The following is a 15,832-nucleotide window of genomic DNA, read 5'->3' as shown; positions in this document are numbered from 1 at the left end:
TTGCGTTGTAAAAATATAAAAAAAAATCTGGAAGTAAAAGCCGGAATGGATAGGAATTATAAATTAAGAATTATGAATTGCAAAGCAATCGACGAATAAAAACTCATAATTCTTAATTCTTAATTTATAATTATAACTCCTTCTTATACGCTCTGCGCATCTTATGGTTCTCGGCACTGAAACCGTCCCATAATGAGGCTACTTTGTTGTTCATTTCCAGTTCAGGATTGGATTCTGCCCATTGGAAACCACACTTATATGCGGAAGGGATAAAATCGTTAAATATAATTGCGTTCACTCCTTTACCCTGATATTCGGGAGAAATACCGATCAACAGAAGGTCTATTACCGGATTCTTCTTGCTTTTCAGATCTTTTATCAGATGAAACCAGCCGAACGGAAATAATTTTCCACGCGATTTGATCAATCCGCGCGACAAGCTAGGCATACCTATACCGAAACCTACGACTTCGTCCGTTTCTTCTTTTATGATAATCGATACAATGTCCCAACGTAAAAGCGGAACATACATTTTCACATAATGGTCGATCTGCTTCTGTGTCAGCGGTGCAAAACCATATAGTGGTTTATAGGCCTCGTTCAACAACTTGAACAAGCGTTCGACATATGGTGATATTTGTTTCAGATTTTTAAATTTCAGCACTTTAAGACCATAACGCTGCGATACCATATTGGCTATACGCTGATGACGCTCCGGTACCGAATCGGGCACCGGAATACGATATTCGTTCCAGTCGGCATCTTTTTCGTAACCAAGCCGTTCTATCTGCGTTTCGTAGTATGGGTAACTATATTTTGCAGCCATTGTAGATACCTTGTCGAATCCTTTGATAAGTAACCCTTCGGGATCGAGATCGGTAAAGCCCATCGGCCCTATAATGGAATTCATACCTTTGCCTGTAGCCCACTTCTGTGCAGCATCGAAGAGAGCATCCACAACCTCATCATCGTCGATGAAATCGACAAAACTGAAACGTGCCTCTTTCTTATCCCACACTTTATTGGCATTATGATTGATTATAGCAGCTATGCGCCCTACAATCTTGTCATTTCTGTATGCAAGGAACAACTGCATCTCGCAAAAATCGAATGCAGGATTCTTTTTCGTGTTCAATGTATCAAGTTCGTCCAACACCAATGAAGGTACATAATACGGACTATCTTTATACAGATCGTTTATCGGGAATTTGACAAAAGCCTTTTTCAGCTTTTTGTCATTCACATCTATTTCTTTTATGACTACAGACATATTTCAAATCCTAAAATCTTTCGTAATTCAATATTATTGCACAAAGATATAATTTTTTAATTGGGGAAAACAAGTGATACGAACACCTGTTTATATGATTAAAAGATAAGTTATCAATCCTTAACGCCGAACGTTACCAAATCAGGTCATTTTCGGATACAATATAGTCCATCTTTACATCATTACCATCGGACGGTATCTGATCGAACAACTGAAAATCAAAGCATATACCCATTTTAGGCGCAGATATAGCAGGTAAGAAGCGATCATAAAAGCCCCGCCCTCTACCCAAACGGTTCATTTTGCGATCGAAAGCCATTCCGGGAATGATGATCAGGTCTACTTTCCGGTAATCGGTAAAATTCTCTCCTTCGGGTTCCATTATACCCAGTGCCGATTGATTGAAACCACTATCGGGTGTACACTTTCTGAAAAGGAGATCATCGCCGTTCATTACAGGCAGATAAAAATCTTTCTTCTGCCCCCACTTACGGATAAAATCGATGGTTTGTACTTCGTCGCTGAGTGCATTGTAAAAAAAGATTGTCTTAGCATCCTGAAACACACCTGTTATTTCGACCACTGAAAGAACTTCTTCCGACTTGCTATACAATTCATCTTCCGAATATTCTTTTTTCTGTGAACGGATTTCTTTCCGCAATTTATCTTTAGCTTGTTGTATGTTCTTCATGACACTAAAAACAATTATGACGCTATCCTTATCAACGGACAGCGTCATATTATATTATTTATATTTTTCTTCTCTGATGGCCTGCGGGGTTGCTTTATTGGCCTTTATGAGCTTAACGGCTTCCAGCACCATGTTATCGTCGCGCTGGAATATAGCATACGAGCCTTCTTCTCCGTAGGTATTTCTTATAATATATGCTTCGAGCTGGGTTTGCAGCAGTTTTCTCGATTCTTCGATCATATAAGGCCGACGGCGCATACCTTTGCTGTAAGCATATTCTGCCAGATTATCAACAAGTGGCTGGGTAGACAGGTATTTTTCGGCTTCCTGCCATGTTTTATATTTCTTAAGCGTATCCCTGTTTTTTTCTGTATAATTGAAGGCATACTCACGTACCATACCGCTGTTAGACACTCTCAGATAATAAGAATTGATACCTGTGGTGTCGCGCGGCACAAATACGTCTGACATGATACCATCGTCGCCATATACCGGACGGCCTGCCAATGTTTTAAATACAGGTAGGTTCTCGGTTTTTATGCTATCCTTACTGTAAAATTCTCCTCTGTTGTATCTGTTCAGCAAGTCCATATCATAATCGGTACGATTGCCTTTAGTATAGGCTTTCTGAATACATCTTCCCGAAGGGGTATGGTAGCGGGCAATAGTAAGCTGTAAGGCGGAACCATCTTTAAACACGAATCTATTCTGCACCAATCCTTTACCGAACGAACGGCGACCGACTATCAGTCCTCTGTCGTTGTCCTGCATGGCTCCTGCAAATATTTCACTGGCCGAAGCGCTGCCTTCATCCACAAGTACGACCAGAGGGTTGTCCTTACAGGTTCCGGTACCATCGGCAAATACGTTCTCTCGGGGATAAGTGCGCCCTTCGGTATATACGATCATATTGCGATTGGTAAGGAATTCGTTCACCATCCTTATAGCTGCTCCCATATATCCGCCCGTATTTTGTTGCAGGTCGATAATAAAAGATTCGCAGCCCTGACTTTTGAGCTTGGCAATACCTGAGATAAACTCATCATACGTTGTGCTGCCAAATTTAGTTACCCTGATATATCCAATTTTATCATCTATCATATAAGCAACCGGCACTGTTTTTACAGGCACATCGGCACGGGTAACTTCAAATGTAATAAGGTCTTCGCTCGTTCCCCGTTTCATGGAGAGCTTTACTTTCGTATCTTTCTTTCCTCTGAGGTTGCGGAAAACTTTTTCTTCACTTATCGATTTTCCTACAAAAAGGCTGTCGTCGACATATACAATGCGGTCGCCGGGTATGATACCAACTGCTTCGGAAGGCCCTCCCGAAATCACATTGACGATAACCACCGTATCGCTCTGAATCATAAACTCTACTCCTACTCCGCTGAAATGCCCCTCGAGCTCGTCTCCGGTCAATGCCATATTTTCAGCCGAAATATATGTAGAATGCGGATCGAGTCCGGCTATAATCGTAGGTATGGCTTCTTCTACCAGATCGTTTACATTCACAGTATCTACATACGCCTTGTTGATATAATCGAAGATTGTACCGATCTTGTCATTTCCTCTGGATGCACCTCCAAGCCATCCTCCCCCTACAGGGTTAAGTCCGGAGAATCTGTTTCCTATAAATATTCCGGCTGCTATACTCAGGGCAATACACAGTGGCAACCATACATAGATTGCCTTACTTTTACCTGGTTTTTTATCTGGTTTTCTATCGGGTGTATTTTGTAAATTTGTATTTACATCGTCCGATTTATTATAATATCCGTTATCAATTTCCATCTATTTCTCCCGATTCTTCCGTTTTTATTTCGATATATACTATTTCTATTCCTGCACGCTCTAGCAATGAAGCACCATCGGAACGTCTGTATTTCTGACTGTAGACAACGCGCTTGATCCCTGCCTGTATAATCAGTTTGGCACACTCTATACAGGGGGATGTAGTCACATACATGGTAGCGCCCATACTGCTGTTGTGCGAACGGGCTACTTTGGTTATCGCATTGGCTTCGGCATGTAGAACGTATGGTTTAGTCTCATTGTTCTCGTCTTCACAGATATTTTCAAATCCGGCAGGAGTGCCATTATACCCGTCAGATATAATCATTTTATCTTTGACGATAAGTGCTCCTACTTTTCTGCGCACACAATACGAATTTTCGGCCCAAATGGTAGCCATACGCATATAACGTTCATCCAGCAGGCGTTGTTTTTCGTTATCCATATTATCGTTTTTTTCGCAACGCAAAGATAATGAAAAGTTCACGATATCTAGCTTTTAGCTGCTTTTTTGTGGGAATATCTTTTAACATAAGAAATATTACAAATCAAGAGCTAATCCGTAATCAAATATCACCCTAAAAGTGGTATTACAAACTCCAAAAATCCGAATTATTTACCTTGCTGTTTACCAGAAAGAGCAAAAGACAATCTCACTACATCTATCGGACAGCTTACTTCATACAAGACTGACAAAGAATATATTTGCCAAATATTTTCATCATAAAACTAATTCTCAATCAGGTTAAAAATATCAATTATAGCGAGTAAAGATAAAAAGATTCGATTTAATGATGTAAATTTGTACTTCCTTTTCACTAATGCAAAAGGCATACACACAAAAATAAGATTTAGATAAAAATGATAAACGAACATCCATTCAAGGCTCACCCATGGCACGGGATATCAGCCGGAGACAATGTGCCGGAGATAGTAACCTGCTTCATCGAAATAGTACCTACCGATACCGTAAAGTATGAGGTAGACAAAGAAACGGGCTATCTGAGTATAGACCGCCCCCAGAAATATTCCAACATTATCCCCGCATTGTACGGTTTCATACCGCAGACCTACAGTGCCGACCGCGTAGCCGAAGTTACAAATATTGCCCTGCACCGTACCGACATAGAGGGAGACAATGACCCTGTGGATATCTGTGTGTTGACAGAAAAGGATATTACACATGGCGACATCATAGTAAAAGCAAGACCGATAGGCGGATTCAGGCTACTCGATCACAACAAGGCCGATGATAAACTGATAGCCGTACTGGAAAACGATGCCGTATACGGAGAGTTTAAAGATATCAGCGAAGTGCCGCCAATGGTTATAGACCGCCTGAAACATTATTTCACAACATACAAAGACCTGCCGGGCGACAGATCGCCACGTTGTATTCTCACCGATATATATGATGTCAAAACGGCTCACGAAATCATACGCCGTTCGATAGAAGATTACGACAACGAATACCGTAATGGCTAAACGGAAAAAATATATCATTGTTGCTGTTATCCTGTTCCTGCTGAGTCCCGGATTGTGCCTTTTATACGGCTATATGGAGGCTCGCCATATCAAGGTAAGGAACCTTACTTATTCGGACAGAGACATACCCGAAGCGTTCGACGGCAAAAAGATTGTATTTATTTCTGACATTCATACCAACCGGTATTTTACCCCCGACGATGTAGCCGAATTGGTCAAAAAGGTTAACAGCTTATCGCCGGACTTTATCTTTCTGGGAGGTGACAATACAGAAAAAGACGAAGCATACTCCAAACCTTTCTTTGAAGAGATAGGCAAACTAGAAAGTACATACGGTGTATTCTCGGTGCTCGGTAACCACGATCACTGGGAAGATGCCAAGCTTATACAACAGGGACTTACCGATTGTGGTTTTCATATTTGCGACAATCGCTCATACTGGATAAAGGAAGGTAATGACAGTATCAAAATAGGTGGTGTAGGCGACTTTTGGGAAGACCTGCAACTGACTGACAGTACTATAAACGATGTACAGAAGAAAGATTTCTGCATTCTATTATCGCACAACCCCGACTATTTAGAAAAAATAGATACCGATCGCATAGACCTTATGTTCTCGGGGCATACACATGCCGGACAAATCACCTTTCTCGGGCTGTGGGCTCCGGTTTTGCCGAGTACCAACGGCAGACGCAAAGGAGAGTATATCAACACCGGACAAAAGTACAGATACGGCTGGAAAGAAAAAGGAGGTATCAGCCTGTACGTAACTTCCGGTATCGGGATGGGAGGCGTTCCGTTCCGCTTCTTTGCTCCACCCGAAATAGTGGAGATCACACTACAGCGTGATCCTGATTAACGTGAGTTCGAAATAATAGTATCTAAATATCAGCTAGTTATATGTTTTCTTTGTGAGCCTTGTGTAAAACCTTGTGCTCTTTGTGGTTAAATCTTATTTCTTTTACCACAAAGGACACAAAGAAAAACCACAAAGGGCACGAAATTTGCACCATATATTTTGGAAAACAATTGATTACATACTATTTTTATATCGAACTCACGTTGATTAAACAAAAGTAATCCAGCCTTTTGATAAAAAAATCCGCACATTACTGTCCGGATTTATATCTCTTATTACATTCACCTACTCATTATATCTCTACTCAGCATTACCTGTGATATCGTAAATATCCTTGATTTTATTAAGTTCATATTCCAAATCGAAATTCAAATCGTGAAGACGCGCATCTTCGATATCAAATATCCACCCTGCAACTTTAGGGAATCCTGTTTCATAATACGATTTTTGAATCTCACCCATTTTAATAATATTTCTACATTGTTCATAGGTGTTCAATTCAACAAGCCTCCGATGCCTAGCCTCTGTGTCCTCAATAGCATTTAATTCCTTTCTGTACATGTGATATACATCCCGTATACTTCGTAGCCAGGGATTAAGTATGCCATAGTCTGATTTTTCCATCGCTGCATGTATCCCACCACATCCATAATGGCCACAGACTATAATATATTTTACCTTAAGATACTCTACACCATAATTTATAACAGAGAGGGCACTCAGATCGGTAGATATAACCATATTGGCTATATTACGGTGAATAAAAACTTCTCCCGGCTTCAAGCCCATTACCTGATTAGGATGAACCCGGCTATCGGAACAACCGATATAAAGAAAGTCGGGATTCTGATCTGCTGCTAATAATTTAAACAGTCCCGGATTATCAACTTTATTTTTCTCAATCCAACTATTATTGGCTTCAAATATCTGCTTATATTTATCTTGCTCTGACATAATTTTCTTTTTTTGAATCGATAAAGATAATATTATTCAGTTTATTTTCAATCAATCTAATCATTCTGTTATAAATATTATACTTAAGCATATAAAAGAAAGAAGCGCATAAATCAATGATTTACACGCTTCTTTCTTGTTTTTGTGACCACGGCAGGATTCAAACCTGCAACCTTCTGATCCGTAGTCAGATGCTCTATTCAGTTGAGCTACGTAGCCATTTCTTAAATGCGAATGCAAAGGTAAAATAGTTTTACATACAATCCAAATTTATTTCCCTGTTTTTTATCTTAAAATGATTATAGATACCACTAACAAACTATTCGACTGATTATTTGGTATTTACATAAATACCAAATAGGGAAACAACAATTATTTATTGTTTTTCAATAAATAATTTGCTTTTATCAGATAATATTTATTCTTTTGCATCAACACTTTTATCAATTATATACAAATAATAAATATTATGATTCTACTTATCATTTCTTTCATCATTTTAGCTATTTCACTTTTCCAAACCTGTTAAACAATATATTATGAATACACGAATCAAAATCTACTGCATCATTCTATCGATAATTTATATATTGATTATATTGGGTTCTATGCCCGGAAGTATTGAAGGTTTTATCAAAGGTAGTTCCGATGCCGAACGGCAAAATAACTTAGGCAAATCTATAGACGTTCTATATATTACAGTAGAACCCAAAGACGGCTACTATGCATATCCTGAAAAAATGAAAAGTAAAACAGGCAGTTCCGATCTCTCATTATCGGCAACAACTTATCATGTCGAATCGGAAGGTGGAAACAAAGAACTTTCTGTAGGTCTTATCATATTCAAGTATTTCTCATACATTCTTTTGTTCTTTGCAGGAATGGCCATGATAGCCTCGCCCTTCATATTTTATAAGATTTTACGCTCTGTGACCAAAAACAAGATAATAGATGACGGTGTAATCTCCAACATCAGACTATTAGGATATTTTCTCGTTTATATATTTGTAACATCAACACTCTTTCAGATAGTAAATTATTTATCGGCAAAACAATTGATCGAATTTACCGACTATAAGATTACATTTGAATTGCAGGATATAGGGATTTTAATCCTCGCTTTTGTAACCCTTCTATTAGCTGAAATACTTAAAGTATCTCTGAATCTGAAAGAAGAGCAAGACCTCACTATCTAATATCGAAAAAGATTATGGCAATAATAGTAAATCTGGATGTAATGATGGCCAAACGCAAGATATCGCTTAACGAGCTTTCGGAAAAGGTGGATATCACTCCGGCCAATCTGTCGATATTGAAAACGGGGAAAGCGAAAGCAATACGCTTCAGCACGCTGGAGGCTATCTGTAAGGAACTGGATTGCCAACCCGGCGATATACTGGAATTTAAGGATGATGAATAAGGACTATTAGCACTTAATATTCAACTCGATAAGGACATTACGAATCTGTTCGTATGTAGTAATGCGCGTCGGCACAAGTGGCAGGCGCAATTTATTTTCTATATAACCCATCATGTTCAACATACACTTCACCCCTGCCGGATTGCCGTCGACAAACAACAGGTTGAACAGTTCATTAAAGCTATGATGTATAGTAAGGGCACTTCTGTAATCACCTTCGAGTGCCAGACGCGTCATACGGCTAAATTCGCGGGGAAAGGCATTACCGATAACAGATATAACACCTACAGCTCCTAAAGTGATAAGAGGAAAAGTAACACCATCGTCGCCCGATATCACATCGAAATTCTCAGGCTTACGCTTGATTATCTCATCCATCTGTGTCATATTGCCCGAAGCTTCCTTTACGGCAACGATATTCGGAAAATCGTTTGCAATGCGCAGAATGGTATCGGCAGCCATATTCACACCTGTGCGTCCGGGTACATTATAAGCGATAATGGGTAGCGACGAGGCTTCCGATATTGCCTTATAATGTTGATAGATACCTTCCTGAGAGGGTTTATTATAGTAAGGTACAACGGATAAAATACCGTCTACACCTGCATAGTCGTTCTTTTTCAGCTTGTCTACGATAGCGCGTGTATTGTTGCCGCCTTCGCCCAGAATGATCGGGATTTGTCCGTTTACCCTGCTTACTACAAGGTCTACGATCTGCTTCTTCTCGTCTTCGGTCAGTGTAGGGGTTTCGGCTGTAGTTCCCAGCACGACAAGATAATCAGTTCCATTCTGCAACTGATAGTCAACGAGTCTGAGGAGAGCATCGTAATCGACACTTTCGTCTTCCTTAAATGGAGTTATCAATGCAACTCCCATTCCTCTGAGATTTATTCTAGGCATAAAAATCGTTCTAGCTAGTCTTTTTCTTAAGGGAAAAAGCACCTGTTCCAAGTTTGTGCAAAATTAAGAATTAATTTGCTGCTCAACGCACATTGTTCAGGTAAAATTTTATCTGTTCGTATGTTTCTAACAGATTCATGTCATCTTCTTTAAGAAGGGTAAAGTCATACATTTTATATTCCTGCTCCCTGATACCGATGCAAAATTCGGCTGTAGTTCCCGCCAACAGGTACAGTAACGACTTATCGTCATGGGTAGTGAGATCTATCAACGTATCATACGACAATCTCCTGAACTCTTCTGCTATTGCAGGAGGCAGCCCATGTATTATTGACATCTCCTTCTGAGTAATTATCCGTACATTAGCAGGGAATATAATATCTTTAGTGTCCAGTTTTTTAGGCTCCATCGTCCACAAAAAAACGGTCTTCTTCTTATTCTCCAAGTCGTGGACAATCTGGCTTATCTCCGGCCAATCGCCATAAGTAAAGAAAATTAATATCCGCTCCATATTTTCCAGATTATGGAAAATACGGTTACGTGTATTACGTTTAAGAGCAGAACTTATACTTCTTTTTATTTTAAGACCGAATATATTTATCATCTTATCTTTGATCTATTTTCTATTTCGAGTAATACAAAAATAGAAAGTTCTACTGATATATGGGGTGTAAAAGAACCAAATTATCACCTGAGGTTAATTAATTACTCTTCCAATTCATAGCATCCAGAATATATTGGATATTTTCGGGACGTATATATTCATAGTCTTTAGTCTCCGGTTGTCTTGCTTCCGGCAGAAATTTTATTATTTGACGAACTGCAGCATCAAAGCTTTTATTGTCCGTAGTTCTGTAATTAATCTTGTCTCCAACTTTAACAACATCGGGTACTTTTATTTCCAGTCGTATAAAATCATTTGCATGAGATTGGAGAAATGCGAAGAGAAATGCAATGAAAAGGAGGATTGCTTTCATTCTTTATAGTTTATATTGGTTGTGTGTAATGCTCAGGTTGTCAAAGATAGTTATATCTTAACAAATAAAAATATAGGGACGTAAATTATACGCCCCTACATCCGGAAATATTGTAATAAAGAATCTTTATTATCAATTATAATTTACGTGCTCCGTCTTTGATTACAACATCATACACTTTAGGTTTGATCTTGAATTTCTGTTCGTAGCTTTCTGTTGCACGTTTAATGAAGCCGTCGTACAATTCGTTCTTCACAAGATTGATTGTACAACCACCAAAGCCTCCACCCATTACGCGCGAACCGGCAACGCCACATTCACGGGCAATATCGTTAAGGAAGTCCAGCTCCTCGCAGCTTACTTCGTATTTGCGGCTCAGACCAATATGCGTTTCATACATTTTCTTACCTACAGTTTCGTAGTCGTCGGCCTTCAATGCGTCACAGGCCTCATCCATTCGTTTGATTTCTTCGATAACAAACTCGGCACGGATATAGTCTTCGGCACTTACCTCATTAGCCACTTCGCGAAGCATGGCAAGATTGGCATCACGAAGCAATTCTACTTCCGGATGATATTTTTTGATGGTAGCGGCAACTCTTTCGCATGACTGACGACGTTTGTTGTAAGCACCTTCTGCCAGATTGTGTGACACACAGGTATTTACCAACACTAGGCGATATCCTGCCGGATGGAATGGTATATATTCATATTCCAGTGAACGGCAATCCAAACGGATCAATGAGCCTTCTTTACCGAAACATGAAGCGAACTGATCCATAATACCACACATCACACCTACATAGTTATGTTCAGTAGCCTGCCCTATCAATGCCAGTTCGAAACGATCGAATCCTAAATTAAATTGGTCGTTGATGGCAAAACCAAAGCAGCTTTCCAATGCTGCCGACGAAGACATACCTGCTCCTAACGGCACATCACCCGAAAATACAGTATCAAATCCGGGCACAGTTTTCCCTTTCTTTATCATTTCGCGGCAAACGCCATAGATATATTTTGCCCACTGTTTTGAAGGAAGGTCGTTTTCACCTAGTCCGAATTCAGCCGATTCTTCAAGGTCAAGAGCAAATGCTCTTACTTTATCTGTACCATTCGGTTTTATTTCACAATACATACCTTTGTCTATAGCTCCGGGCAATACGAATCCTCCATTGTAGTCGGTATGCTCACCAATAAGGTTGATACGTCCGGGAGATGTGTACAGTGTACCTTCTGTTCCGTAAAGTGCTTTGAATTTTTCTTTAATAAGGTTTAATTCCATGGTTTCTTTTAATGTTTTAGGTTTATAAAAAGGTTTATTCTTAGTTATAAGTCTGTCACGCCCTCCCACCTCATCAAAAAGGGGAGGCTGAGTCCCTCCTTTTGGAGGGGTTGGGGAGGTGTTTATTCTACCATCTCCAAAAAATCGTCTTCATTGATAATCTTCACACCCAGACTTTCGGCTTTTTCCAGTTTGGCAGGCCCCATATTGTCTCCGGCCAGTACATAACTGGTTTTGGCTGAGATAGAACCACTGTTCTTTCCTCCGTTCTGCTCTATCATTGCTTTATACTCGTCGCGTGAATGTTTCTCAAATGTGCCACTGATAACGATAGTCAGACCACTCAACTTATCGGTACGCTGTGAAATGATATCTTCACTCAGCTCGAACTGTAAACCAAAGTTTTTCAGTTTATTTACTACTTCGACATTATTGCTATCGCTAAAATACTTGACAATACTCTGAGCTATACGGTCACCTATTTCGTCTACCTGAACCAGTTCCTCTACAGTAGCAGTCATCAGTTTGTCGATACTGGTAAATGCCATCGCCAGCTTCTTAGCAACGGTCTCTCCTACATAACGAATACCGAGTGCAAAAAGTACTCGCTGATAGGGCACTTTTTTCGATGCGTCTATACTTTCTACCAGATTTTTCGCACTTTTCTCAGCCCAACGCTCCAGACGGGAAACATCTTGCCAGCGAAGAGTGTACAGATCGGCAATATTTTTTACCAGACCGGCATTAAATAAATGCTCTACCGTCTCCGATCCACTGGCTATATTCATAGCCTTGCGGGTACAGAAATGCTCTATACGCCCTTTTATCTGTGGGGGGCATAATGAATCATTCGGACAGTAATAGATAGCCTCACCTTCATCTTTCACCAGAGGTGTACCGCATTCGGGGCAGGTCTTAGCAAATACTACCTTTTCATCGAAAATACCACGCTTTGAGGTATCCACACCTGTTATTTTCGGTATAATCTCCCCACCCTTTTCTACATATACCTGATCATTGATATGCAAATCGAGTAAGTTAATATTATCTTCGTTATATAATGAGGCACGTTTTACCGTAGTACCCGACAATTTAACGGGTTTCAGGTTTGCCACAGGAGTTATTGCACCTGTACGCCCCACCTGATAAGATACGGATTCAAGCGTTGTCACAGCTTTTTCGGCCTGAAACTTAAAGGCTATCGCCCAACGCGGGAATTTTGACGTATATCCGAGATTTCGTTGCTGTGTAAGTGAATTTACTTTCAGCACGATACCATCAGTAGCCACCGGCAGATTTTTACGTTCTACATCCCAATAGGCGATGTAATCGAAGATTTCGTCCAGTGTCTTACATTTCTTTGTGGCATCGGATATTTTAAAGCCCCATTCTTTGGCTTTCATCAGGTTCTCGTAATGCCCGTCGGTCGGAAGATTTTCTCCCAACATATAATACAGATAAGAATCTAGCTTACGTGCTGCTACGATCTTAGGGTCTTGTTGCTTCAATGTACCCGATCCGGCATTGCGCGGATTGGCAAAGAGGGCTTCTTCCTGTTCTTCACGTTCCTTGTTTAGCGCATCAAATACCGCCCAGGGCATCAGTATCTCACCGCGTATCTCGAATTCGGCAGGATAGTCATTTCCCCTCAATTTTAAAGGAATGCTGCGTATTGTGCGTACATTAGCTGTTACATCATCGCCCTGCACACCATCGCCACGCGTTACGGCCTGCGTAAACTCTCCATTTACGTATGTAAGGGATATGGATGTACCATCGTATTTGAGTTCACAAACAATTTCAAACTCATCGTTCAGCCCTTTTTGCACCCGGTTGTAAAAATCGGTCACCTCTTCTTTCGTATAGGTATTACCTAACGACAACATCGGGTACTTGTGCTGCACCTGCCTAAATGATTTATTGATATCGCTGCCTACACGCTGGGTTGGTGAGTTAGCATCGAAATACTCCGGATAACGGGTTTCGAGATCGGATAATTCCCTTAGTTTTTTATCAAATTCAAAATCTGAAATTGTCGGAGTAGAGAGTACATAATAGTCGTAATTATGCTTATTCAGCTCTTCGCGAAGAGTTTCAATCGTCTGTTTTATCTGATCCATCTTTATGTTAATAGCTATGATACAAATATAACAAGAAATAGGTTGTAAAGGTGCGAAATTAGATATTTTTCAGAATTAGAATTATATCTGAATAAAAATAATCATTATTGTGTTAAAAATGAGACAAATGCCATTCTCAGTCTTTTCTTGGAATCAGCAATATGTCTCTTAGCATACTTTCTTCTCCTATCATGCTTGACATCTCCATTGGTAAAAATTCCTGGTCCAAAGACCAATCATAAATAAGCGAGACATTACAGAACAAACTATCTACTTGCATTTTTTAGTCTCGTAGCGTAGAAGTCAAACATATATTCTTCATGTACTGTTACGATTTATTCTTTAGCTCTAAATATCCAATAAGCGACACATTTCTTTCACCCGCTCTTTTAGTATATCATAATCTCCGGTCGGGACAACTATGACATTTTCCTGCGGGCTTATGCCACAAGCATCTGAAATGATGACAGGAATACCCTGCGAAATAGCTTTTAATATTAATTGAGGACGGTTTTCTACATAAGCCGGTAAGATGACCAATCCGACATTATCGAATACATCCCCTTGCGTATGTTCACAACTGAGAAAATCCGGATATTCCACTGCTCTGCCATGTACAACAAATTTTATATTTAATTCTTCGGCCAGTCTGCGTATTTCATAAGCACCTTTCCGCGCTAGCAGAGAAGCCGGGAAAAGTATCTTTTTTCCTCCGGTTTTTGCCTGAATCGGATGAAGAACCCAATCAAGCTTTACCGCACCATCAAATTCACCTGCGACTTTCTTATGAGCTGTAATTATTTTCGACACGCCTGCCAATGCCTTATCTTCAAGCAGCATAATTCTTTCGGGCGCCCTGAAATCGCACAATGTAGGACTATCTTTGTATCTATTATAAGCAACATCCAGATGAGCCTGCAACTTTCGAATGGAAGAGCGTGTCATAAGCACATCATACGTGCGTCCGCCAAGTGCAAAATACTTATACAAAAACGGAAGCATATTGTGGGCAACTACAAGATGGGTAGTCTCTACAGGTATTTTACGAATAATAGATCTGACTAACGGCTCATCTGCACCCAACTGCCACGAGAATAAATTACCACCCTTGTTTTTATGAAAACTATACAAACGCTTTAAGGCTTCCTTCTGATAATAAATTTTACGTCCTTTCTCTATTTTCCACTTTTGCGACTCCTTCCCCAACAGTTTCAATGCAGAATCGGACAAAGGTGCCAATACATAATCCCGATCCTTTACATTATCATTCACATATCGTTCATACTCAGGCCATCTGTCATCGAGAATATAGGAGGTGACACCTGTATTCGATATTTTATCTTTTGTATTACAGATATAACAATCGGTATTCCAACAAGAATAACAGTCATTCAAGGGTGATGGCGGTATTTCAGGTACATACTGTACATTAAGTAACGGATTGTCTTTTTGTTTACTCCTGATGCGGACATATAAATAATCGACATCCATTTCTATTTCGATACGGAATGCCTCATCGGAGCAAAAGCGCAAATCCAGATAATTCCATTTTATCGTTGCATCCCTGTCCTGTTCGGCCAATGATCCTTTTACCACCTGCGAATGTTTGTGTCTCTCTACGATCTGAAAACCGGCCTTGACCGCAGCATCATACAAGGCATTAGACAACTGACACAAGCCTCCTCCTATAGAAGGGACGATGCAGCCTTCACGTATTTCGCGACCTATAATATATCCGTTTTTTTTCGATGGTTTCCCTACATATTTCCAAAAACTGAATAATTCTCCGGCGGGAATTTCCACCCCGTTTATCCGGCTGGCTGCAAGACGCAGATTCTGAATTTTTCCTGCTGTCATAATCCAGTTCTCGGCATTATCATCTTTATTCCAAAGTTCGCTTTTAGATGTCGACACAATGGGATATGACAACAGATTGCCCGCATCTTCGAACCGTTTTATTCCCGAATTCCGGTTCCGGATAACGTGTTGTACGGTCAGTCCATACACTTTCAGATGAAATATTGATTCTTTCAGAAATGAGTGTTTCTCCGCTAATTCTTTACGTGTAGCCATATTTGTT

15 protein-coding genes and 1 tRNA gene are annotated in these 15,832 nt (G+C 40.0%); 4 read left to right on the top strand and 12 right to left on the bottom strand.

Translation table 11 applies throughout. The features are described from left to right. Positions 1–130: 130 nt before the first annotated feature. From M2448_RS10220 to M2448_RS10205, 4 genes are all read right to left on the bottom strand, one after another. Positions 131–1,270 (bottom strand): hypothetical protein, encoded by a 1,140-nt coding sequence (locus tag M2448_RS10220; protein WP_280646076.1) that lies wholly within the window; start codon positions 1,268–1,270, stop codon positions 131–133. Positions 1,271–1,403: 133 nt separating this feature from the next. After that, positions 1,404–1,961 (bottom strand): 5-formyltetrahydrofolate cyclo-ligase, encoded by a 558-nt coding sequence (locus M2448_RS10215; protein ID WP_280697120.1) that lies wholly within the window; start codon positions 1,959–1,961, stop codon positions 1,404–1,406. Between the two features lie 54 nt (positions 1,962–2,015). Then, positions 2,016–3,755: a S41 family peptidase gene (locus M2448_RS10210; protein ID WP_280646078.1), complete on the bottom strand. Its 1,740-nt coding sequence runs from the start codon at positions 3,753–3,755 to the stop codon at positions 2,016–2,018. Next, entirely contained in the window at positions 3,745–4,200 is a 456-nt protein-coding gene (locus M2448_RS10205) for a dCMP deaminase family protein (RefSeq protein ID WP_280646079.1), read from the bottom strand. The genes M2448_RS10210 and M2448_RS10205 overlap by 11 nt, the downstream gene beginning before the upstream one ends. Positions 4,201–4,619: 419 nt before the next feature. Here M2448_RS10205 and M2448_RS10200 point away from each other — a divergent pair, with 419 nt between their 5' ends. Further along, positions 4,620–5,240, top strand: coding sequence for an inorganic pyrophosphatase (locus M2448_RS10200; protein WP_280646162.1), 621 nt, complete (start codon positions 4,620–4,622; stop codon positions 5,238–5,240). Next, positions 5,233–6,099 (top strand): metallophosphoesterase, encoded by an 867-nt coding sequence (locus M2448_RS10195; RefSeq protein WP_280646080.1) that lies wholly within the window; start codon positions 5,233–5,235, stop codon positions 6,097–6,099. The genes M2448_RS10200 and M2448_RS10195 overlap by 8 nt, the downstream gene beginning before the upstream one ends. A gap of 300 nt (positions 6,100–6,399) precedes the next feature. Here the strand turns inward: M2448_RS10195 and M2448_RS10190 are convergent, their stop codons facing one another. Both M2448_RS10190 and M2448_RS10185 read right to left on the bottom strand, forming a co-directional pair. Continuing rightward, entirely contained in the window at positions 6,400–7,053 is a 654-nt protein-coding gene (locus M2448_RS10190) for a carbonic anhydrase (protein ID WP_280646081.1), read from the bottom strand. A gap of 145 nt (positions 7,054–7,198) precedes the next feature. Continuing rightward, a tRNA-Arg gene (locus M2448_RS10185) sits at positions 7,199–7,272 on the bottom strand. Between the two features lie 320 nt (positions 7,273–7,592). On the opposite strand from M2448_RS10185, the gene M2448_RS10180 reads away from it, so the two are divergent. Beyond that, positions 7,593–8,249, top strand: coding sequence for a DUF2975 domain-containing protein (locus tag M2448_RS10180; RefSeq protein ID WP_280646082.1), 657 nt, complete (start codon positions 7,593–7,595; stop codon positions 8,247–8,249). 14 nt (positions 8,250–8,263) lie between these two features. Continuing rightward, entirely contained in the window at positions 8,264–8,473 is a 210-nt protein-coding gene (locus tag M2448_RS10175) for a helix-turn-helix transcriptional regulator (protein ID WP_280646083.1), read from the top strand. Positions 8,474–8,479: 6 nt separating this feature from the next. On the opposite strand, the gene dapA is transcribed toward M2448_RS10175, so the two are convergent. The 6 genes from dapA to M2448_RS10145 all read right to left on the bottom strand — a co-directional run bounded on the left by dapA (position 8,480) and on the right by M2448_RS10145 (position 15,825). Then, on the bottom strand, positions 8,480–9,373 hold the full coding sequence (dapA, locus tag M2448_RS10170; RefSeq protein WP_280646084.1) for a 4-hydroxy-tetrahydrodipicolinate synthase: 894 nt from the start codon (positions 9,371–9,373) through the stop codon (positions 8,480–8,482). An 82-nt stretch (positions 9,374–9,455) separates the two neighbouring features. Beyond that, the gene (locus M2448_RS10165; RefSeq protein ID WP_280646085.1) at positions 9,456–9,977 is read right to left on the bottom strand and encodes a hypothetical protein; all 522 of its coding nucleotides are present in this window, start codon (positions 9,975–9,977) and stop codon (positions 9,456–9,458) included. A gap of 97 nt (positions 9,978–10,074) precedes the next feature. Then, positions 10,075–10,350, bottom strand: a complete 276-nt coding sequence (locus tag M2448_RS10160) for a hypothetical protein (protein ID WP_280646086.1) — start codon at positions 10,348–10,350, stop codon at positions 10,075–10,077. A gap of 136 nt (positions 10,351–10,486) precedes the next feature. Continuing rightward, on the bottom strand, positions 10,487–11,632 hold the full coding sequence (gene galK, locus M2448_RS10155; RefSeq protein ID WP_280646087.1) for a galactokinase: 1,146 nt from the start codon (positions 11,630–11,632) through the stop codon (positions 10,487–10,489). 122 nt (positions 11,633–11,754) lie between these two features. Next, complete coding sequence (gene ligA / locus M2448_RS10150; RefSeq protein WP_280646088.1) at positions 11,755–13,752, bottom strand: NAD-dependent DNA ligase LigA; 1,998 nt, start codon at positions 13,750–13,752, stop codon at positions 11,755–11,757. Between the two features lie 348 nt (positions 13,753–14,100). Then, positions 14,101–15,825, bottom strand: coding sequence for a VanW family protein (locus M2448_RS10145; protein ID WP_280646089.1), 1,725 nt, complete (start codon positions 15,823–15,825; stop codon positions 14,101–14,103). Positions 15,826–15,832 lie beyond the last annotated feature (7 nt).

Source organism: Dysgonomonas sp. PF1-14, from assembly GCF_029892965.1.
In the GTDB taxonomy this organism is placed as follows: domain Bacteria; phylum Bacteroidota; class Bacteroidia; order Bacteroidales; family Dysgonomonadaceae; genus Dysgonomonas.
Note: the sequence above shows the minus strand (reverse complement) of the source record. Positions and strands in the feature narration are given on the sequence as shown.